The 21716-nt window shown below is 64.1% G+C and carries 17 protein-coding genes; 6 read left to right on the top strand and 11 right to left on the bottom strand.

Annotated features, from left to right (window positions below):
• Nucleotides 1–450 precede the first annotated feature (450 nt).
• Both ispH and hpnH read left to right on the top strand, forming a co-directional pair.
• Nucleotides 451–1377: a 4-hydroxy-3-methylbut-2-enyl diphosphate reductase gene (gene ispH / locus BM374_RS21840; protein ID WP_092296272.1), complete on the top strand. Its 927-nt coding sequence runs from the start codon at nt 451–453 to the stop codon at nt 1375–1377.
• 34 nt (nt 1378–1411) lie between these two features.
• Nucleotides 1412–2572 carry an adenosyl-hopene transferase HpnH gene (gene hpnH, locus BM374_RS21835; RefSeq protein WP_092296269.1) on the top strand — a complete coding sequence of 387 codons (1161 nt, stop codon included), beginning with the start codon at nt 1412–1414 and terminating at the stop codon, nt 2570–2572.
• Between the two features lie 332 nt (nt 2573–2904).
• Here hpnH and BM374_RS38670 read toward each other — a convergent pair whose 3' ends face one another.
• Nucleotides 2905–3576 (bottom strand): hypothetical protein, encoded by a 672-nt coding sequence (locus BM374_RS38670; protein ID WP_092296266.1) that lies wholly within the window; start codon nt 3574–3576, stop codon nt 2905–2907.
• A 713-nt stretch (nt 3577–4289) separates the two neighbouring features.
• Here BM374_RS38670 and BM374_RS21820 point away from each other — a divergent pair.
• Nucleotides 4290–4976: an HAD-IA family hydrolase gene (locus tag BM374_RS21820; protein ID WP_092296261.1), complete on the top strand. Its 687-nt coding sequence runs from the start codon at nt 4290–4292 to the stop codon at nt 4974–4976.
• A 90-nt stretch (nt 4977–5066) separates the two neighbouring features.
• On the top strand, nt 5067–5735 hold the full coding sequence (locus tag BM374_RS21815; protein ID WP_092296259.1) for a trimeric intracellular cation channel family protein: 669 nt from the start codon (nt 5067–5069) through the stop codon (nt 5733–5735).
• 197 nt (nt 5736–5932) lie between these two features.
• Here BM374_RS21815 and BM374_RS21810 read toward each other — a convergent pair whose 3' ends face one another.
• From BM374_RS21810 to BM374_RS37985, 6 genes are all read right to left on the bottom strand, one after another.
• Nucleotides 5933–6682, bottom strand: coding sequence for a phosphorylase (locus BM374_RS21810; protein ID WP_177248447.1), 750 nt, complete (start codon nt 6680–6682; stop codon nt 5933–5935).
• Nucleotides 6679–8631 carry a squalene--hopene cyclase gene (shc, locus tag BM374_RS21805; RefSeq protein ID WP_092296965.1) on the bottom strand — a complete coding sequence of 651 codons (1953 nt, stop codon included), beginning with the start codon at nt 8629–8631 and terminating at the stop codon, nt 6679–6681. Before shc ends, BM374_RS21810 begins: the two co-directional genes overlap by 4 nt.
• A 49-nt stretch (nt 8632–8680) precedes the next feature.
• A complete protein-coding gene (gene hpnE, locus BM374_RS21800; protein WP_092296257.1) occupies nt 8681–9937 on the bottom strand; it encodes a hydroxysqualene dehydroxylase HpnE in 1257 nt (418 codons plus the stop codon).
• On the bottom strand, nt 9937–10776 hold the full coding sequence (gene hpnD, locus BM374_RS21795) for a presqualene diphosphate synthase HpnD (RefSeq protein ID WP_092296254.1): 840 nt from the start codon (nt 10774–10776) through the stop codon (nt 9937–9939). The genes hpnE and hpnD overlap by 1 nt, the downstream gene beginning before the upstream one ends.
• Complete coding sequence (hpnC, locus tag BM374_RS21790) at nt 10766–11650, bottom strand: squalene synthase HpnC (RefSeq protein ID WP_092296251.1); 885 nt, start codon at nt 11648–11650, stop codon at nt 10766–10768. The genes hpnD and hpnC overlap by 11 nt, the downstream gene beginning before the upstream one ends.
• A gap of 189 nt (nt 11651–11839) precedes the next feature.
• A complete protein-coding gene (locus tag BM374_RS37985) occupies nt 11840–12073 on the bottom strand; it encodes a hypothetical protein (RefSeq protein ID WP_027533949.1) in 234 nt (77 codons plus the stop codon).
• A gap of 475 nt (nt 12074–12548) precedes the next feature.
• Here BM374_RS37985 and BM374_RS21780 point away from each other — a divergent pair, with 475 nt between their 5' ends.
• Complete coding sequence (locus tag BM374_RS21780; protein WP_092296248.1) at nt 12549–13046, top strand: hypothetical protein; 498 nt, start codon at nt 12549–12551, stop codon at nt 13044–13046.
• A gap of 81 nt (nt 13047–13127) precedes the next feature.
• Here BM374_RS21780 and BM374_RS21775 read toward each other — a convergent pair whose 3' ends face one another.
• The 4 genes from BM374_RS21775 to BM374_RS21760 all read right to left on the bottom strand — a co-directional run bounded on the left by BM374_RS21775 (nt 13128) and on the right by BM374_RS21760 (nt 19602).
• Nucleotides 13128–15494 (bottom strand): efflux RND transporter permease subunit, encoded by a 2367-nt coding sequence (locus tag BM374_RS21775; protein ID WP_092296245.1) that lies wholly within the window; start codon nt 15492–15494, stop codon nt 13128–13130.
• Between the two features lie 215 nt (nt 15495–15709).
• A complete protein-coding gene (gene eutC / locus BM374_RS21770) occupies nt 15710–16486 on the bottom strand; it encodes an ethanolamine ammonia-lyase subunit EutC (RefSeq protein WP_092296242.1) in 777 nt (258 codons plus the stop codon).
• Nucleotides 16483–18069, bottom strand: a complete 1587-nt coding sequence (locus BM374_RS21765) for a B12-binding domain-containing radical SAM protein (protein ID WP_092296239.1) — start codon at nt 18067–18069, stop codon at nt 16483–16485. The genes eutC and BM374_RS21765 overlap by 4 nt, the downstream gene beginning before the upstream one ends.
• Before the next feature lie 150 nt (nt 18070–18219).
• Nucleotides 18220–19602, bottom strand: coding sequence for an ethanolamine ammonia-lyase subunit EutB (locus tag BM374_RS21760; RefSeq protein ID WP_092296962.1), 1383 nt, complete (start codon nt 19600–19602; stop codon nt 18220–18222).
• Between the two features lie 317 nt (nt 19603–19919).
• Here BM374_RS21760 and BM374_RS21755 point away from each other — a divergent pair, with 317 nt between their 5' ends.
• A complete protein-coding gene (locus tag BM374_RS21755; protein ID WP_092296236.1) occupies nt 19920–21650 on the top strand; it encodes a methyl-accepting chemotaxis protein in 1731 nt (576 codons plus the stop codon).
• Nucleotides 21651–21716 lie beyond the last annotated feature (66 nt).

The following is a 21716-nucleotide window of genomic DNA, read 5'->3' as shown; positions in this document are numbered from 1 at the left end:
AGTGTTAACGGCTTGCCGGAAACGCCCGCTGTTTAGCGGAGTTCCCCGGCGAAACCTATTGCCGTTTTGGGTCGTCTCACCGGAAAAGGTTCGAGGTAAACGGTGAAAGACGATGGCAAAATCATGCGGGCGGCCGGTATAGCCGCCGACTTGAGGCGGTAAAGTGACGAAGGGGTGAGCACGGATGTCGTCGTCTTGCCCGCCCGAAATGCCGCATTATAATACCCGGAAATCGACCCTCCCCGGGCCCGCTGGAACATTCCCACCTTTCCTGGTTGCCGATTTTTTGACACAAAGTGGTGCCGGAACCCCATATGGGGTGGGCCGTTACCGCGGTCGCGAAACCAATGGTGCGGTTATTGCAATATTCGCCCCGTACAGCATGCGCCGCTAGCGGGGTGCTGAGGGGACAGTTGAGCGGATTGGTGCAACTTGCGTGATGGGCGTCCAATGGAAGTTTATCTGGCGCAGCCGCGCGGCTTTTGCGCGGGCGTAGTGCGCGCAATCGAGATCGTGGAGCGGGCGCTGGAGAAATACGGCCCGCCGGTCTACGTGCGCCATGAGATCGTCCACAACAAGTACGTGGTCGAGAGCCTGAAGAACAAGGGCGCGATCTTCGTCGAGGAGCTGTCCGAGGTTCCGCCGAAGGCCGTGACCGTTTTCAGCGCCCATGGCGTCGCCCGCAGCGTCGAGGAAGAGGCCGCCGCGCGCGACCTGCCGGTGCTGAATGCCACCTGCCCCCTGGTCACGAAAGTTCACAATCAGGGGAAGCGCTATATATCCAAGGGCCGGACCCTGATCCTGATCGGCCATGCCGACCACCCCGAGGTTGAGGGCACGATGGGCCAGGTTCCAGGGCCGGTTGTCCTGGTCCAGAGCGTCGAGGAGGCCAAGGCCCTGGCGCTGCCGGCAGATACGCCAGTGGCCTACATCACCCAGACCACCCTGTCGGTCGACGACACAAGGGACATTATCGGGGCTCTTCAAGCCAAATTTACAGATATTCAAGGCCCTGACATCCGGGATATCTGCTATGCGACACAGAACCGCCAAACTGCGGTAAGGGACTTGAGCAAGCTGGTTGACGTGATCTTGGTGGTGGGCGCCGCCAATAGCTCGAATTCGAACCGGCTCCGCGAAATCGGCACCGAGGCCGGCGTCGCGAGTTATTTGATCGCCGATGGCCGCGAGCTCAATCCGGAGTGGTTGAAAGGTGCCAGGACCGTCGGCCTCACGGCCGGCGCCTCGGCGCCCGAGGTGCTGGTGGATGACGTGATCGAAGCGCTGCGGCGGATCGGACCGGTGACGGTCTCGGTGCTCCCCGGCCGCGAGGAAAACATCGAATTCAGGCTTCCGGCCGAGTTGGCTGCAGGCTGACCAACCGAATTTCAAGCCCAGAAAGAAACGTGTAATGGCAATCCCCTTCTTCAAGGAAATGCGTATCGGCGGCTATTTGCTCAAGCAGAAACTGCTTGGCCGCAAACGCTATCCGCTCGTGCTGATGCTGGAGCCGCTGTTCCGCTGCAACCTCGCCTGCGTCGGCTGCGGCAAGATCGACTATCCGGATGCGATCCTCAACCGCCGCATGACGGCGCAGGAGTGCTGGGACGCGGCCGACGAGTGCGGCGCGCCGATGGTGGCCATTCCCGGCGGCGAGCCGCTGATCCACAAGGAGATCGGCGAAATCGTGCGCGGCCTCGTCGCCCGCAAGAAGTTCGTCTCGCTCTGCACCAACGCGCTGCTGCTCGAGAAGAAGCTCGACCTGTTCGAGCCCTCGCCCTACCTGTTCTTCTCCGTGCATCTCGACGGCCTGCGTGACCATCACGACAAGGCCGTGTCGCAGCAGGGCGTGTTCGACCGTGCCGTGTCGGCGATCAAGGCAGCCAAGGCGCGCGGCTTCACCGTCAACGTCAACGCCACCATCTTCGACGGCCACCCGGCCGAGGAGATCGCGAAATTCCTCGACCTCACCGTCGAGCTCGGCGTCGGCGTCTCGATGTCGCCCGGCTACGCCTATGAGCGCGCGCCGGACCAGGAGCACTTCCTCAACCGCACCAAGACCAAGAAGCTGTTCCGCGACGTCTTTGCGCTCGGCAAGGGCAAGAAGTGGAATTTCATGCACTCCGGCCTGTTCCTCGACTTCCTCGCCGGCAACCAGGAATACGAGTGCACGCCGTGGGGCATGCCGGCGCGCAACATCTTCGGCTGGCAGAAGCCGTGCTACCTGCTCGGTGAAGGCTACGCAAAAACCTTCAAGGAGCTGATGGAGACGACCGACTGGGACAGCTACGGCACCGGTCGCTACGAGAAGTGCGCCGACTGTATGGCGCATTGCGGCTACGAGCCGACGGCCGCGACCGCCGCCCTCAACAACCCGCTGAAGGCGATGTGGGTGTCGCTGCGCGGCATCAAGACCACGGGTCCGATGGCGCCGGAGATCGACATGTCGAAGCAGCGCCCGGCGCAGTACATCTTCTCCGAGCAGGTCCAGAAGAAGCTCTCCGAGATCCGCAAGGACGAAGCCGAAGCGGCCGCGGCGAAGGCGGCGCGAAAGGCTTCGACGGCCGCGTAAGCGCGCCAGTCGGCACGAACGAACGAGGCCCGGTCGCCGATGGCGATCGGGCCTTTTGTTTTGCTCGGCGCACGCAGCCTGCCCGTCCGCCTTGGGCCTCTCCTGCAAAAAATGAAAAACAACCCCATGCACAGTAGAAGCGCGGTTGCTCGCCGGCACAAGTCGGGCCGCAATTCAGATCGCCGCAATTTCGTTTTTAACGAATTTCGTTTGACCCGTCGGGCAAAACAATGGCACTGTGCGATGCTGGGGCTTTCGGGGCGGGCGGCACGGTGGCGCGCGCATCCGTTTCCTCCGCCGATTTGATCCTCAGTTTGTCTTCAACAAGGTATCTACACCCTTGTCATTGAGACACTTCTTCTTGTCTTTGTCCAAAAGACATCCCGACGCAGGAGCCAGCCGTTTATGTGTGACGGCGGGCGTTGTTGTGGGCGCAGCTTCGATCGCCGATGATGTTGGTTCAAGGTCCAGCTTACAGCAATCGTGTACATCCCGGACTGAACCATGCCCTCGCCGCTTACGAATCCTGTCGAGGGCAACGAGTTGTTTGCGAAGTTCAATTCGGCGAGGTCGCTCCCAAGGATTCTCAATTTGCCGTTATTTCTTACCAAGGGTGCAAATATGCTGCGGATATCGATCGTGGTGTTTGCCTCGGCCAAGAAGCGCAGATGGATGTTGTAAGTCTTGTCCTTGGTGTTCACGCTAATCTTGGTGCCGCAGAAATCGTTGGTGTCGTTTGTCTTTTCGAGAGCGGGAAGGATTGCATCTCCCGTGATCTCTCCACTGATGTCGAACCAGCCTTTGACGGAATCAAGCTCTCTTCCCTTGAGACGATCGCTCACGCGGACATGGCCACTCCCAACGCACCCATGCTGATTGCGGACATCCGCAACGAACGGCGTGTTGAAATCGACAAACCTCGTCAAATCAGGCTTCACGCCTGCCGTTGGCGGCTTGAAGTTTTTCGCGTTTGCCAGCGCCGCCGATTGCGCACAAGCCTGCATTTGCCGCTCGCAGGCAGCAGACTCCCCACAGGCCTCGAATTTCTGTGCACACGCAGCTATCGCATTGCCCGGCTTGCCGATGAATTGAGGTTGCCTGATCTCAAGGACAATCTGGAGACCCGCTTGCTGCTCCTTAGATGGCGGCTCGAAGAAAAGGCAGCTCCAATCCGCTTACGACAAACGGGGCGAGGCAAGCTCAGATTGGAATTGGCCGGACCTGCGCTTTTGGAATCGAGGTGAGAGTTTCTGAAAAATGAAAGGTCAGGAATTCGCGCAAACCGAGCCCTTGAGAGTGCTGGTGAGCCGGACAGAACTATTGCGGTGGCAATCCAGCACTGTCACCGTAATTCCAAGGAAGGCGGCACTTGCGGCTCGGGTCCGTATTCGTAACCAGCCGCCGCAGTCGGCCGCGATTCAGAGCGGTGCTATTTCGTGTTTTAAGAAATGGCATTTGAGGCGTCGCGCTAAGAAAGTGGCACTATGCCAGGCTGGCCTTTTCGAGGCAGCACGCTCTGGACGCCCACCGCGACCCGCGGGGTCGCGTTTTACTCGGTGGAAACGCCGCGCCGTGACCGCGTACCATAGCCACTTCGTTATCTGCTTGGCAGCACTAGTCCATATTCCGCTCGAACCAAAACGGAAGCTATCGCGTTCAAATCGATCGTTGCCGATTTGGCTTACCGGAACAACCGTGCCGCAATTGTGGAGTTCTCATGTCTGTTTCAAACCGTAGCCGACCCAAAGCGATCGCCTTCGACATCATAGGCACCGTGTTCCAACAGGCGCCGTTGCGGTCCAAGGTCATCGCACTCGGTTTGCCCGGCGCAGCACTGGAAGGATGGAGCGCCGCCGCCGACCGCGACGCGGCTGCCATAGCCGCGACCGGCGATTACCGCCCCTTTGCCGAGGTCCAGCGTGCGGCGCTGGACTCCGTACTCGCCGAGCAGTCTCTCGAACCGCCCAAGGCCGATCGGCAGGCGCTGCTCGATGCGGCCAGCACCGATATGGCGCCGCGCGACGGCGCCGGCGAGGCGTTGGCGCGGGCAGCCAAAGCTGGAGTCACAGTCATCGCGCTTACCAACGGGTCAGCCGACCCGACCCGCAGGCTGCTGGAAAAGGCTGGTTTCGCCTCGTCCGTCACGCACGTCATCTCGCCGGACGAAGTACGCCTCGCGAAGCCGCGGGCCGAAGTCTATTTGCGTGCGTGCGAGGTCGCCAACGCTCAGCCGGAAGAATTGGCGCTGATTGCCGCACATGCCTGGGATATTCAGGGCGCAGCGGCGGCAGGGCTGACGACAGCCTATCTCAATACTGACCGGCCCTATTCCTCGGCGATGCGTCCGCCTGATTTCGAAGCCGAAACACTGACGAAGTGCGTGGAGAAGCTGCTGACGCTCTAGAAGGAAGATCGGAACGACCTCGCGTTGTCGTTCATCGATTTTCCGTGCGCCGCCGTGAACGCGCTTGATCGTCGAAGGGAGTGTCCTCCTATGAGCATGTTCTCTCGTTTATCGACGTCCCCGCGGGCCTGCAAGGCTCGGCCTGATCGGCTGGACGAGGTGCTTGGCTCCTGGCTTGACTATGCCGGCGTGGCTACGTTCGCGGCCAGCAGCGCCGCTGTTTCCCGCCGCGGCGGCGTGGATCTTACCGCGACGCTGCTGGTCGCATGTATGGCGGCGATCGGTGGCGGCACGATGCGTGATCTCCTGATCCAGCATCCAGTATTCTGGATCGTCGATCCTGCCTACGTTCTCTCCTGCGTCGTGGCAGCCGCGACGATCTGGTTGGTCGGACTAGGCCGGCGGAGCAGTGCGCTCGTGACGCTGCTGGAAGCGATAGGAATCGGCAGCTTCGCTGTTGTTGGTACGGCCAAGGCGCTAACGTCGGGCACGGGTCACGTTGCCGCTATCATCATGGGCGTGTTGACTGCGACCTTCGGCGGCATTGTCGCCGACGCACTCGCCGGACGCCGGACAGTGCTCGTCCGTAAAGACGTGTACGTGACGGCGGCACTCACCTCGTCCGCGGCCTACGATCTTTTGGCACTCCTGCAATTGGACGGGCCGTGGGCAAAGCTGTTCGCCGCTGGGTGCGGCATACTGCTCCGGCTGCTTGCCATTCATTTTCGGTGGCGGATGCCCGCACCACGCGAAACGTGACCTTGGCCTCTCCTTCTCGCCGCCAATTACGGTGACGATGCTGGCCTGCACTCCTGAAGTGAGACACGCTATTGCCGTGCCGGTGCTGGTGAACCCGAATAGCGGTCCGCTCCATCAAGCTCGACCGATCGAAAACAGAAAGGCCCGGACGCCATCAGCGACCGGGCCTTCTCTTTCTCAGCTCGCGCCGAAACCGCTCAGGCCGCCTCGGACACCAGCGCCTCGCTACCCACCAGCTCCGTCCCGATCAGGAAGTCGCGGCAGCCGCGCAGGCTCCGCAGCGCGCGGTTGAAGTCGATGCCGGTCGAGACCAGCGCATGCAGTGTCGCCGGATTGCGGACGATGCCGCGCAGGACGGCGACGAGGTCGATCTGGCCATTCGGCTTGATGGCGGCGCGGGCGAGCGCCGGCAGCGCGCGATGGGCGGGGTCGCTGATGACGCGCACGGCCGCGAACGGCAGGCCGGCTTCGGCGGCGTAGGCCGCGGCGATGTGGCTTTCCATGTCGACGGCGGAGGCGCCGGTCTCCGAATGCAGCGCCGCCTTGCAGGACGAGCCGGTGACCACTTCCTCGGCGCCGGCGAGGCTGCCGCGGACGACGCGGCGGCGGCCGGAGGTCAGCTTGTCGATGAGGTCGTCGCTGAGCGACAGGCCTGCGGCCCAGCGGGCATCGCCCGCGAGCACCTCGGTCGCCACCACGACGTCGCCGGAGCGCAAGCTCGGGTCGAGCCCGCCGGCCACGCCGAACGAGATCACGCCGCGTATAGTTTCGGGATCGACCACGGTCAGCAGCGCCCGCAACTGGGTCGGGCTGCTGGATGAGCAGATCACGGCCATGCCCGGCCCGGCCGCGATGCGGGCCTCCTGAACCAATCCAGTCACAATCAAGATCGGCCGCGGATCAATGGCATTGCCCGCGGTAAGATAGTCCCCCGTCCCCAAAGTCACATTCCGACCCCTACCACCCTGCTGTTGGTGTTCCGCAAGTTCCGATATCGCGCCAGCGCCCACAGCGGAAAGAACTTCGGGTAACCATGATACCGTAGATAGAACACGCGGGGGAAGCCTGTGGCGGTGTACCGCTGCTCATCCCACAGTCCTTTTTCGCCTTGTGTTGCAATCAGGTACTCCACCCCGCGGGCGACGGCCGGGTGATCAACCTCGCCAGCGGCCATGAGGGCAAGCAAGGCCCATGCCGTTTGCGAGGCGGTCGATGGGGCCGCTTCCCAGCCCTTGTAGTCCAGCCGGTAGCTGACGGCGTCCTCGCCCCAGCCACCGTCCTCGTTCTGGATCGAGGCCAGCCACGCCGCGGCCTTCCGGATCATGGGGTCCTTGTGGTCCACGCCCGCCATGTTCAGGGCGCAGAGCACCGACCAGGTTCCATAGATGAAGTTCATGCCCCAGCGGCCATACCAGGACCCCTCCGGGTGCTGGGTCTTTCGCAAGTAGGCGACGCCGGCGGCGACCTGCTTGCTGGTCGCCTCGGTCTGGCCGAGCTGGGCCAGCATCGAGATGCAGCGCGCGGTGACGTCCTCGGTCGGCGGATCGAGCAGCGCGCCATGGTCCGAGAACGGGATGTTGTTCAGGTAATATTCGAGGTTGTTGACGTCGAAGGCGGCCCAGCCGCCGTCGTCGCTCTGCATGCCCTCGATCCACTCCCGGCCGCGGTCGATCGCGGCGTCATAGCCGGCGATGCCGTGCTCGCGTCGCATGCGGTCCATCGACATCACCACCACGGCGGTGTCGTCGAGGTCGGGGTAATGGGCATTGTTGTACTGGAACGCCCAGCCGCCCGGACGCACGTCCGGCCGCTTCACCGCCCAGTCGCCCTTCACCTCGAGCTCCTGCTTCGGGATCAGCCAGTCGAGGCCCTGCTTCGCCGCAGGCACCGCCTTGTCGCCGCCGGCTTCCAGCAGCGCATGCGCCGTCAGCGTCGTGTCCCACACCGGCGAGACGCAGGGCTGGCAATAGGCCTCCTCGCCCTTGATCACGAGCAGCTTGTCGATGCCCCGGCGCGTGGTCGCGCGCGGCGGATAATTCTCGTCCTTGCCGAGCGCGTCATACATCATGACGATGTTGGCCATGGGCGGATAGATCGCACCCATGCCGTCCTCGCCGTTGAGCCGTTCCTCGATGAAGGCGAGCGCGGCATCGATCGCGCGCTTGCGCAAGCTCTTCGGGAACATCGGCTCGACCACCCGCAAGATCGCATCGAGGGAGCGAAACAACAGGAACCAGGCCATGCTCTGATGCGGCGCCTTCGCGGTCATGCCGATCGAGCGCGGATCCTGCAGGAACAATTCGTCGATGCCGACGCCTTTGGGATTCTTCGCGCGCGGCTTCAACGCGGCGATCACCATCAGCGGCACCATGGTGGTGCGCGCCCAATAGGAGATCTTGTTGAGGTGGAACGGCGACCAGAACGGCAGCAGCACGATCTCGATCGGCAGCACCGGCACCGCGCGCCAGGTCACAACGCCGAAGGTCGCAAGCAGGAAACGGGTGAAGACGTTGCTGTTGATCGCGCCGCCGCGCGCGTGGATCGCCTCGCGCGCACGCACCATGTGCGGCGCGTCCACGGAATCGCCGATCATCTTCAGCGCGAAATAGGCCTTCACGCTGGCGCTCATGTCGAACTCGCCGTCATGCACCAGCGGCCAACCGCCATGGGCGCCCTGGACGCGGCGCAGATAGTTGCCGATCTTGGCTTCGAGCGCGGCGTCGACGGGCTCGGCGAGATAATGGCGCAGCAGGACGTATTCGGCCGGAATGGTGCAGTCGGCCTCGAGCTCGAAGACCCAATGGCCGTCGGGCTGCTGGAAGCCGAGCACGCCTTCCGTGGCTGACGCAATGCTCGATTCCAAAGCTTCACGGCTGATCGCGTTCACAGCATCCATGTCGCTCGATTGCTCCTGACGTCGATTGAGAATGACCGGCACATTGCCGTCAGGGCCGCTTTGCGGCCAGAACCAGATCGGCGGCGCGATCACCCGACCGGACCGATCCCTCGATCGTTGCAGGCAACCCCGTAGCAGTCCAGTCGCCGGCGAGGAACAGGTTTTTCAGGACGGTGACCGGCCCCGGACGCAGGGCATTCTGGGCCGGCGTCGCCGCAAATGTGGCACGACGCTCGCGCACGATCTGCCAAGGCGGTAGCTCGCCGGAGACGCCGCCCGCCTTGCAGACGTCGTTCCAGATCGCCTGCGCCAGCTCCTCGCGCTGGAGGTCGACGAGACGGTCGCCATTGCTGATGGTGACGGACAGCCGGTTCGGGAAGGCAAACAACCATTCCACCACGCCGCCGATCACGCCAAGGATCGGCGGCGATCCCGGCGGCGGTTCAATGCGGAAATGCGCATTCACGATGGCGCGGAATTCGGTCGGTGCGGTCAGGCCCGGCAGCAGGCTCGTCGCCGCGCGCGGCGGCACCGCCATCACGATCGCGTCACCTGCAGCGAGCTGGACCACGTCCTCGCCGCCGAAATTCAGCGCGCTGACCTTGCCGTCAGCGCTGACAAAGGAGCGCAGCTCATGGCCAAGCTGAACGGTGTGGCCGCGTTCGGTCAGGAATTTGACGGCAGGCTCGATCAGCACTGCGCTGAGCCCGTCGCGCGCGATCAGCGGACGGCAGGCCTGCCCGCCCGCAAGCAGCGTCTCGCGCACGATCGCGCCGGCAAGCCCGGCCGAGCCCTCGGGCGGATCGACATTGAGCGCGGCGAGCAGCAGCGGCTGCACGAGGCGCTGATACAGAATGCCTTCGGTCGGAATGGATTTGCCGACCAGCGTCTGTTCGGAGGCCCAGACCAGCGGCGCCAGCTTGAGATAATCGGTGAGCCCCGTGTCGGGGACGCGGCGGCCCTCGTCGAGCACCCAGGTCGGCCACCGGCTATTGCCGAGATCGATCTGCCAGCGCTGCCCGGTCTTGATATCGACGAAGGGAAACTGCGCGGTTTCAGGGCCGACCAGGCCGGCCTCGGTGCCGATCGCGCGCGCATAGGCGCGCGCGTGGCTGTTGCCGGACAGCAGCAGGTGATTGCCGTTGTCGATGGTGAGGTTGGTGGCGCCGTCGAAATAAGAGCGGCAGCGGCCGCCGGCCTGGTGCGTCGCCTCGTGCACGGCGACCTTGTAGCCGGCATTGGCGAGCCGCACAGCGGCGGAGAGGCCGGAAATTCCAGCGCCGATGATGTGAGCTGTGTTTTGCATCAGATGAAAGCGTAGCGGAGCAGGATCAAAATGCGCGTGACCTTCGACACACGCACAGGCTCGCGCGGCGCATTGAAGCCGCGCGCGATCAGGAGGTCCAGGATGGAATGGTAGTATTTCGACATGATCCGCGGCGCGCGCACCGCGCGGCGCCTGTTGCGGTTCATGATCTCGTCCGACTTCTCGAAATGCGCCTTCGCACGCTGCGTCAGCGGCAGGCACACTTTCGGCAGCGCGCGCTCGGCGATCACGCGGTTTGGATCGGTGGAGGTGATGCCGGCATGCAGCAGCGCCTCGCGCGGCAGATAGAGCCGGCCGAGGCCTGCGTCCTCGTCGATGTCGCGCAGGATGTTGGTGAGCTGGAGCGCGCGGCCAAGATGATAGGCGAGCAGGATGCCGTCCTCTTCCGGCAGGCCGAACACCCGCACCGACAGACGTCCCACCGCGCTGGCGACCCTGTCGCAATAGAGATCCAGCGTCGCCATGTCCGGCGCGCGGATATCCTGCGGCACGTCCATCTCCATTCCGTCGACGATGGCGAGGAAATCCTCGCGTTTCAGCCCGAAGGTCTTCACCGAGGCGACGTAGTCCTTCAGCCGCGGCGGCGGATTGCCCTGATAGAGCGCGTCGATGTCGTTGCGCCACTCCTGCAGCGCAGCGAGCCGCTCATCGCGTGGACCGTCGGAATCGGCGATGTCGTCGACCTGGCGGCAGAAGCTGTAGATCTGGAACATCGCCTCGCGCTGGTCGCGCGGCAGGATGCGCATCGCAGCGTAGAAGGAGCTGTTCGACGCGGACGAGCCATAATTGGCGCCGGGCGCGGTCGCCTCAAGCGTCATGGGCAGCCCCCGGATTCGAGATGGGCTTGCGGCCGATCGCGCGGCGGCCGAGTTCGCCGGCGATGCCGGCCAGGCTGAAGGTGAGCAGTTCGAACTTGTTCAAATGCACGCGCTCGCGCAGGGGATCGCGCTCCTTCAAGAGGCGCACGATGCGGTCGGCGTAAGCCTGGATCACCGCGACATCGACGCCGAGGCGGACATCCCGGATCTCGGCAGCCAACGACCTGCCCTCGCCCAGCAGCGCCTCGTTGCGCGCGGCGAGCGACTGCAGACAGGTCAGCATCGCCGGCGGCGACTGCGCGAGGCCGAGCTGCTCGACCGCGGCGCCGTGTGCTGCCAGCGCATCACGCGGCAGATAGACGCGGTTGAGCTCGCGGAAATCCTTGCCGCAGTCCTGGAGGTGGTTGTTGATCTGAAGGCCCGCGCAGAGCGCGTCCGAGGCCGCCCAGGTCGATGTGCTCTCGCCATGGACGTCGAGCATGAAGCGGCCGACCGGCATCGCCGAATAGCGGCAATAATGGATGACCTCGTCCCAGCTCTCGTAGCGCAGCTTGGTCACGTCCATGCGAAACGCGATCAGCACGTCGAGCGCGTGGCGCGGCGCCATGCCGCGTCCGGCAAGCGCGCGCCGCAGCGCGACGGCCTCGGCCTGGGTGTCGCCCTTGCCGAGCAGTTCCGCCTCGAGCAGGTCGAGATAGCGGAGCTTCTCGTCCGCCGGCAGGCTCGCGTGATCGGCGATGTCGTCGGCGGTGCGGACAAAATTGTAATAGGCCAGGATCAGCGCGCGATGACGCGGATGAATGATCCAGGACGCGACGGGAAAATTCTCGTCGCGGTCACCCTTGCCGGATCGCAATTCGCTCGCAGAGGTCATCGAGGGCTGATCAACAATCGTTTGGACAGAAAGGGTTTTTGCGCTCGCGGGCTCATGCCGGCGACGCCGCCGCGGCCCCCATATAGGGGAATACGGCCGCAAAACCAATCCTGTCTCGCGACGGCAGCCCTTCCCGATCCGGCGTGAAAAAGGCGGCCCGGGGCCGCCTTTGTGGGCCAGTGGCCGAGCTTACTGGTTGTGGTTCTTCAGGACCTGGTCGCAGGCCTGCGAGATCTTGGCCCGGTTCTCCTTGAGGCAGGCCAGGACGGTGAAATCACCCTGGTCGATAACCGGACGGCAGAACTTCTGCACATCGCGCGTGCAGGCCTTCTGCTCGGCGTCCGTGCCACGCCCCTGCTGAGCGAACGCAGCCGTGGACAGGGTTGCCGACAGCACGGTGAGAGCGACGAGAAGCTTACGCATTGTATTCCTTCATTTCGACGGCAGAATCGCACCAATCCCGAACAGCACAGGGCCGACGGAACAGATTGTTCTGATGGCAAGTTACCGCGGGATGAGAGCGGCACCGGAGAAGGCCACAAGCGCTGGCAAATGCGGCCAAATTGGCGCCGCGCCCGCCAGATCAGGGCTTCCCTCAATCTTCATTGACAGATGTAAGGGATTGATACTACGTCATAATTCTGGAACGCGGTGTTTTACTGCATACCTGTTGCAGAGCTGCATCTGTCAGGTCGGCCATTTCAGCCAGAAACACGTGGAAATAGACAGAAACCGGGGTGGATCGTGGCAGCCGCTCCGCGAGCAGGACGCCATGAATGGCCACGCCTTGAACCCGGTGCGGCCTCTTGAACCTGTCACAGGCTCACAACACTAAACTTTCGATATGGCGAGATGGCCCGTGATGAACGGGACGTCGTTCCAAAACGGGATATTGATGATGAAATTCATTGGGCGATCTGAACTGGCGATCAAGGCAGCGGGCATTGGTGCGGCGCTGCTCTTCTCAGTTGCGGCAAGCCATGCTCAGTCGTCCGGGCCGTTCGCCGGCTTCGACGGGGCGTGGACCGGCACCGGCACGGTGTCGCTGTCCGACGGCTCGACCGAGCGCATCCGCTGCAAGGCCGACTACAAGGTCGCCGGCACCGGCCTCAACCTCAAGCAGGCGCTGCACTGCGCCTCCGACAGCTACAAATTCGATCTCACCAGCGACGTGACCAGCCAGGGCGAGCGGATCTCCGGCAATTGGAGCGAATCCAACCGCAACATCTTCGGCAATTTGCAGGGCACTGCCGGCGGCGGCCAGATCGACGTGTTCGTCGAAGCCAACGGTTTTGCCGCCAATCTGTCGCTGCGCACCAACGGCGCCAAGCAGACCGTGCAGATCTCGTCCAAGGGCGAGATCCGCGGCGTCAACATCACGATGACGAAGAGCTGATCGCCCGTCTCCATCTCAAGGAAAAAGCCCCCGGCTCTCGCGAGCCGGGGGCTTTTTGCTGACACGTGTTTGTCGCCCCGCTCAGATCGCGGGCTTGTCCGGGCCCTGCAGCCTGGCGTGGAGGTTGATCAGCCACATCGCAGTCGGCCGCAGGATGAAGAGGTCGGCGACCAGCGCCGCCACCATCGAGAAGGCGCTGAGCCAGCCGAACAGCCGCAGCGACGGCAGGTCGGAGAACACGGTCACGACGAGGCCGCAGGCCAGCACCACCGTCGTCAGGATCAGCGCCGGGCCGACCAGCACGGTGGCGCGCTCCACCGCGAGCGCGGAGCCGACCCCCGGCTTGCTCTCCAGCCGCAGGCGATTGAGGAAGTGGATGGTTGCGGACAGGCCGAGGCCGAACGAGACGGTGAGCGCGACGACGCTGGCGAATTGCAGCCCCTCGCCCATCGCCCACAGCACCGTTCCCGACATCACCACGGGGAAGATGCCCGGCAGGATGCAGGCGAACATCACCACCCAGGAGCGGAAGGCGAGGCCGATAAAGATCGCGACCAGCGCGAATTCGACGGTGAGGCCGCGGTTGAGCTTCTCGATCATGCCGGCCGAGTTGCGCGCGGCGATGGCGGCAAGACCGGTGACGGCGATCTCGTAGCCGGGATGCTTCTTGCGGACGGCGTCGAGCTCGGAATCGAGCTTGTCGACGATCGGCAGGAGCTGGCTGGAATCCTTGTCCGGCACGCGGCCGGCCACGACCACCGCGTCCTGCTCGGCGTCGATGAAACGCCGCACCAAATGTTCGGGGATGACGCCCACATATTCCTTCAGCGTCGCGACGTCGCTGCTGCCGGCCTTTTCCGCCAGCCAGCGGCGCAGCGTCTCCAGCGACCAGACGTTGCCGACACCGGCCGCCTTCTCCACGGTCGCGTGGACGTCGGCGATGGTTTGCAGCGTCTCCGGCGAATAGAGCGATTCCCCCTTGGGGAACTGGATCAGCACGTTCACGGGATTGGCGCCGGTCAGCTTGGCATCGAGCCGATTGCTGGCGGCAACCGCCTGGCGCTTGTCCGGCACCTGGTCGGCGAGCCGGTAGCGCGGCTGAAGATTGGCGTAGATCACCCCGAGGCTGGCCACGAACAGCAGCGCGATCAGGCTGAATAGTCCGGGCCGGCCGACCATGCGCACCGCGATCCAGTAGCAGAAATTGCGCAGCGCCTGCACGCCGGCATCGGCGCTCTGGAACCTGACTGCAAAGATCTTCTCGTTGCGCACGAACAAGACGCCGAACACCGGCACCAGCGACAGCACCGTGACCAGCGCGATGATGGTCGCGGCAAGACCGGCCTCACCGAATTTGCGGATCAGGTCGGAGTTGGAGAACTGCAGCGCGATGAAGGAAATGCCGGCAGTGCCGTGCGTCAGCACGCAAGCCGGGCCCACCACCAGCACCGCGTTCTTGAACGCCGTGAACTTGTCCTGGCCCGCGATCAGCCGGTCGCGCGCGGCGAAGGTGAGCTGCATCGAGTCGGAGAACGAGATCACCATGATGAGCGGCGTCATCACGTTCAGGAACATATTGAGATTGAAGTTGGCCCAGCCGAGCGCGCCGAGCGCGATCAGGATCGCGATCATGGGCGGGAACGCCGCCACCACCATGAACGAGATCTTGCGGAAGAAGATGATGGCGATGATGCAGCCGGCGAGAATGCCGAGGATGTTGTAGGTGAGACCGTCGCGCTCGACGGCGTTGCGGATCTCGAGCTGCATCACCGGCACGCCGGAGAGCTGCACGCTGAGGCCGGTGTCGCCGAGATCTTCCTTCATCAGCGCGCGGATGTCGCCGACGACCTTGCCGAGCTTGCTGGAGGCGACCACCTGCGGATCGAGCGAGAGCACGATGAGCGCGAGCGTGCCGTCCTCCGACAACAGCTTGCCGCGGATGATCTCGTTGTTCTTGACGGTCTCGATGAACCGGTCATAGGCCGCCCCCTCGGGCAGTTCGGAGGGGAACAGCGCGGCCGGCAGCTTGCCCGGCGCCGGGGCTTGGCGCGCCGAGAACAGCGAGACCAGGCCGCGGGTGCCTTCGACCAGCTGCATGTCGGTGACGAAGTCGCGCAGCTTCTCGAGGTTGTTCCGCGCCAGCAGGGTCTTGCCCTCGACCACGACAAGGACGTCGAATTCCTCGGCCGGAAACTTCTTCGTCACCTCTTCGTACTGGTGGAATTCGCGGGTGTTGGAGCGGAACAGCTGCGACAGCGAATCGTCGATCTTGATCCGCTCGATGCCGAACACGGCGGCGACGATCAGCGCGAGCAGGATGATGCAGGAGACGATCGGCGCGCGGATGGCGATCAGTCCGAGGCGCTCCAGCCCGAAGGCGATAGAGGACGTAGGCCCCTGCTCGACCTTGTCGACATGAACCTCATTCTCGCGGTGCTTTTCGAGCATGCCTTGTCCAGTTCCTCAATCGGCTTTAGCTGTGAGCTTATTGCGCTCCGCGAACGGCTTGAAAACGCCATACCAATGGGAGGCTTGCCCTTTGAAAATGCGCGGAAAATCGCCGGCAGCGGTTTAGCAGGTCAATCGCCCTTCTCGCAAGCGCGCCAAGGCTCTCCAAATCGATCAAGATGCGGCGATTTTGCCCGGAATGCCCCCTATTCGGATCAAGCCGTTCCGATTCGACGCGGCGCGCGGTCGGCGCTCTCGTCCTTGAGCGCCACGCCGGTGACCTGCCGCGCCAGTCCCTCGCGGACAAGCCAGTCGATCTTGAGGGCGGCCTCGTCATAGTTCAACCCAGCCTTGTGGATATTGGACACGCAGTTGCGCTCGGCATCGGTCAGGCCAGGCTTGGGCCCGTAGGTCAGATAGGCCCCCAGGCTGTCGGGCGCCGACAGGCCCGGCCGCTCGCCGATCAGCATCAGGACCATGCGGGCGCCGAGAATGGCCCCGATCTCGTCGCCAAGCGCGACCCGCGCGCCTGAGGCGACGGCGACGTGGCCGGTCGCGACGGGCTCGCCTTCGCCCAGTCGCCGCAGCAGGCCTTGCAGCAGCGCGAGCGCATGGGCATGGACCGCGGCGGCCGACAATCCATCGCCGATGACGATCGCAAGCTGGCAAGGTGCCGTGGCGGCATCCGCCAGCGCCGCAGCCGAGCCGGCATCGAGCTGCCGTCCGAGATCCGGCCGGCGCAGATAATCGCTGCGATCGGCCGCCTGGCTCGAAACCTCGGTGGCGGCAAGGCCGAGCGCCCTCACCCCGGCAGCCAGACGCGGCGCGTCGAAATCGGCATGCACGGCATCGCGGGCACGGGCATGGGCCAGCGTGAAATCGAGCAAAGGCTTTGTCGGCAGGCTCGCGCCGCTGCGGCCGAGCGCAACACGCGCAGGCGTGAGCGATCTGAGGTCGATGACCGGGCGCGCCGGAACAGGCTCGTCGTTCATTCGGCGGGAACGGAGGCTTCGCGCAGCCGGATCGAATAATTCGACGCGTTCTGCTCACCGCTGGAGGCCGCGCGCGCAAAGGTGATGAGATGATGCGCAATGACGGTGCAGCCGATCAGGCCCTCGATATCGCCGCGCCTGATGCGCCCCAGCGCGAACTTCCAGAATACGCGCCTGTAGTCGCCGAGCACGCCGACCTTCCAGAAGATGTTGCGCAACATGACGAGGCCGCGCCGGATGTTCGGCCAGGTCTTCATCTCGTCCGGCACCGGCATCTTGAGGCGATGCACATAGACGTTGTCGCACTGGTACTGGAAGCGCGCATAGACCTTCTCGGGTTCGTAAGCCACACCCATCGCGTGCTTCCAGGACGCGACGACCTCGTCATAAGGCAACAGGAAGTCGACGTTGGAATCGCGCCCCTCGTCATCGATCAAGCGCCCTTCGCGCTCCAGCCGGTCCCATAGCGGGGTCTTCGGCAATGCCTGAAGCAGGTTGATGGTCAGCAGCGGGATCCGCGATTCCTCGACGAAGGCGAGCAGCGCCTCCGACGTGTTCGGCTTGTCGGTGTCGAGCCCCATGATGATGCCTGATACCACCTCCATGCCGTAGGAGTTGATGGTGCGCACGCCCTCCAGGATCGGGACCATCATGTTGTGGTCCTTGTGCATGGCCTTCAGCGCGTCGGGATCCGGCGTCTCGATGCCGCAGAAGATGGTGATGAAGTAGGCCTCGCGCATCTTCTCGAGGATCTCGGGCCGCTTCGCGATATTGAGCGTCGCCTCGCAGGCGAGCCGCGTCACATAGCCGGTCTTCTTCTGCCATTCGATCAGATGCGGCAGCAGGTCCATCGCCGCCTTGCGGTTGCCGATGAAATTGTCATCGACGAAATAGACCGTATCGGTCATGCCGCATTCGCGCAGGCGATCGAGCTCGGCGATGATCTGCTCCGGCGTCTTGATGCGCGGATTGCGGCCGTAGAGGCCGGGAATGTCGCAGAACTCGCACTGATAGGGACAGCCGCTGGAATACTGGATGCTGCCGAGGAAATAACGCTTCACGTCGGCGAGCTCATAGGCCGGAATCGGAAACTCCGTCATCGGCACACGGTCCTTGGTGGCGAGCACCACCTGGCTCTCGGGCCGCGAGGTATCGCGCGACAGAATCTCGATCAGCTGGTTGGTCGCATCGCCGAGCTCGCCGACATGGAGATAGTCGAACGAGGGATAATAGTCGGGACAGGCGCTGACCGAGGGGCCGCCGAGCGCAACCGGCAAATCGAATTCATGGGCGCGGCGGCAGATGTCGTTCATCTGCTGGCGTTGGATGTGCATGCCGCTGACGAAGACGGCTTCTGCCCATTCGAACTCTTCCTTGGTCGTGCGGCGAAGATTCTCGTCGACGAACTTCACCTGCCACTCCCTGGGCAGGTAGGCGGAGATCAGCAGGAGTCCCTGCGGCGGCATGAAGGCGCGAACGCCATCGGTCAGCGGATAGGCATGCTCGAAGGTGCCAAACGAGGACGTGTAACGCGGAAAAACGCAGAGAATCCGCCGGGACGTACCGTTGCTTTCAGCTCGCATTCAAGCTCCCCCGCCACACTCGACCTGGTTGCGGAAATTGCCAGCCAGACACACAGCGTAATGCTGTCGCCGGAATTTCTCAATATTGTGGCGTGAGCATAATTCGTGGAGGGACGGATGGTTTCCTTCGCTCCGCCGGCTCCCGCAACGTCACGCAATCAGCCGCGCAGCAAAATCGGGCAGCAGGCCTGCATCGCCGGCCAGACGGAAATCGGCGCCGACAATGCCTGACCGTGTCAGCCAGTCATCGAATTCCGGCGCGCGGCGCAGGGCGAAGACGTCGCGGACATAGAGCGCGTCGTGGAACGAGGTGGACTGGTAGTTCAGCATGACGTCGTCGGCGCCGGGCACCCCCATGATGAAGGTGACGCCGGCAGCGGCGAGCAGCGTCAGCAGATTGTCCATGTCGTCCTGATCCGCCTCGGCATGGTTGGTGTAGCAGATATCGATCCCAAGCGGCAGGCCGAGCAGCTTGCCGCAGAAATGATCTTCCAGCCCCGCCCGGATGATCTCCTTGCCATCGTAGAGATATTCGGGACCGATGAAGCCGACCACGCTGTTGACCAGCAATGGCGCAAAGGCGCGGGCCACCGCATAGGCGCGCGCCTCGCAAGTCTGCTGGTCGACACGATGATGGGCATTGGCCGACAGTGCCGACCCCTGCCCGGTCTCGAAATACATCACGTTTGCGCCGACCGCGCCGCGCTTCTGCGACAGACCGGCGGCCTGCGCCTCTCTCAGCAGCGCGAGGTCGATACCAAAGCTCCGGTTCGCGGCCTCGGTGCCGGCGACCGACTGGAAGACGAGGTCGACCGGGATGCCCTGCTCGATCAGAGCCAGCGTCGTGGTGACGTGGGTCAGCACGCAGCCCTGAGTCGGGATCTTCAGCCGCGCGATGATCTCATCGAGCAGCCGCAGCAATTGCGCGATGACGGCGGGATCGTCGCTCGCCGGATTGATGCCGATGCAGGCATCGCCGGCCCCGAGCAGCAGGCCATCGAGAATCGAGGCGGTGATGCCCCTGACATCGTCGAACGGGTGGTTGGGCTGGAGCCGCGTGCTCATCCGGCCCTTCAGGCCGATGGTGTTGCGGAAGGCGGTGACGACCTCGCACTTCCGCGCCGCCAGAATCAGATCCTGGTTCCGCATCAGTTTTGAGACCGCGGCCGCCATCTCGGGCGTGATTCCGGGCGCCAGCTTGCGCAAGACCTCCGGTGTGGCCGCGTCCGACAGCAGCCAGTCGCGGAAAGCCCCCACCGTCAGCGAGGAGACCTGCGCAAAGGCCTTGGCGTCGTGGCTGTCGATGACGAGCCGGGTGACCTCATCGGTCTCGTAGGGGATGACGACCTCATTGAGGAATTGGCCGAGGGGGACGTCCGCAAGGGCCATCCGCGCGGCGATCATCTGCTCGGCGCTGCCTGCGGCAATGCCGGCCAGCCGGTCGCCGGAGCGCGGTGGGGTCGCCTTGGCGAGGAGGTCGCGCAGGTCCGGGAAGGTGTAGGTCGCGGCGTCGATGGTGTGGCGGTAGACCAAAGGCCCCTCCGGGGTTCGTCGGCCAGTGGCCGAGTTCAGATCGATCTTGAAGGCGATGCAGGCGTCAGGGAATACGCGCTTGCCGGCCTCCGTGCACGCCGATGTTTGGAGCGCACCGTGCAATCCGGACGAGGATGACCTGCCGGAAACTCACAAGGCTGGGACAACTAACTGAAATAGCGGGCATTTCCGTGGGCGTAGCCGGCGTCCAGGGACCCCGCGTTAACGCCGCGTCCATCTTCATTCTGCATAGTTTTCCCTAAACTTAATACGACCACGCGCACCGGCCGCTCCTGGCCAATCGGGCCCCGAACACCATGCAAATCGATCGATCTGCGAATGCTGCCAGCCTGGCAGGCCGTTTCACGCTGGCGAGCAAGCTCTACGCAATCTTCGCGCTGTTCGCCGTGCTCACCGCCGCGATCGCGATGCTGTCCGACTACAACAGCCGCCGCGCCGCCGAACTGACCAGCGCCATCGAGACCGCGAATGCGGCCGCGCTGAACGTCGAGCGCGTCAACTCGCTGGTCTACGCGGTGGTGATGGAATCGCGCGGCGTCTACATGTCGACGGAGCCGAAAGTCGTGAAGAAGTTCGGCGACGGACTGCTCAAGTTCAACGCCCAGATTCTCGATGTCGTGAAAGGCTGGGAGACCATCGTCAAGGCCGACGACGCTGAACAGTTTGCGACCTTCAAGAAGCGCATCGAGCAGTTCGTCGAGTTCCGCAAGGAGCTGGTGCGGCGAGGCGTCGAGATCAATGCAGCCGTCGGGCGCGAATGGGGTGACAACGACGCCAACCGCGCCGTGCGCTCGGCGTTGAACAAGGATCTCGAGGCGTTGTCCAAGGTCTATGCCGAGCGCGCCAAGCAGATCGCGCGCGAGACCGAGACCAACCGCACGCTGTCCTTCGTACTGACCTGCCTCGCTGGCGTCGCGTTGGCCTTGGTCGTGATCGGCATCGTCATCATTGCCCGTTCGATCGCCCGGCCGCTCGCCGCCATCACGGCGACTATCAAGCAGGTCGCCGACGGCGCCGAGAACGTCACGGTGCCGCACATCGAACGCGCCGACGAAATCGGCGCGCTCGCCCGCGCCATCCAGATCTTCCAGGACGCGATGGGCCGCAACCGTAAACTCGCCTCGCAGGTCTCGCAGGATTCGGCGGCACGCGAACAGCGCGCGCGCCACATCGAGCAATCCGTCGAGGCCTTCCGCGAAGCCATCGGCGCGATCATGCGCGGCCTCAGCGACAACGCCGGCGTCATGCGCGAGACCGCCCAGACTATCACGCGCGTCACGGCGGATGCCAGCAACCGCGCCGGCACGGCGGCCAACGCCACGAAGCAGGCCTCGCACAACGTCACCGCGGTGGCGGGTGCGGCCGAGGAGCTGTCGGCATCGGTGGAGGAGATCGGACGCCAGGTGCGGCAGAGCGCGGGCGCGGTCGAGCAGACCGGTCAGCGCACCGAGAAATCCATCGCCGAGATCGAGAGCCTCGCCGCCGCCACGCAGCGCATCGACGGCGTGCTGACCCTCATCCAGGCAATCGCCGAGCAGACCAATCTGCTCGCGCTCAACGCCACCATCGAGGCCGCCCGCGCAGGCGACGCCGGCCGCGGCTTTGCCGTGGTCGCGCACGAGGTGAAGGCGCTCGCAGGGCAGACCGCGAAGGCGACCGCCGACATCAGCGAGAACGTCGCGATGATCCAGTCCTCGACCCGCAACGCAGTCGATGCCGTGCGCGAGATCGGCGGCGCGGTACGCGAGATCAACGAGGTCACCACGGCCATTGCCGGCGCGGTCGGGCAGCAGGACGCCGCCACGCGCGAGATCTCCTCCAATGCGCAATCGGCAGCCCAGGGCAACGAGACGCTGGTGGCGAACATCACCTCGCTACGCGATGCCATCGGCGAAACCGACGCGGCCGCAGCCTCCGTGCTGACCGCCGCGAGCAGCGTGACCGCGACCGCGGAGACGCTGTCGCGCGAGGTGGAAAAATTCTTCCAGAACCTGCAGGCGGACAGCCGCATCGCGAAAGCGGGATGACGACGTAGCCGCCGTCCGCGAAGCGCGGCGGGAAACGAAAAGCCCCGGCACGCGGGCCGAGGCTTG

The organism is Bradyrhizobium sp. Ghvi (genome assembly GCF_900115265.1).
In the GTDB taxonomy this organism is placed as follows: Bacteria; Pseudomonadota; Alphaproteobacteria; order Rhizobiales; family Xanthobacteraceae; genus Bradyrhizobium.
The sequence above is the reverse complement of the archived record's forward strand: the minus strand, read 5'-3'. Positions and strand labels throughout refer to the sequence as shown.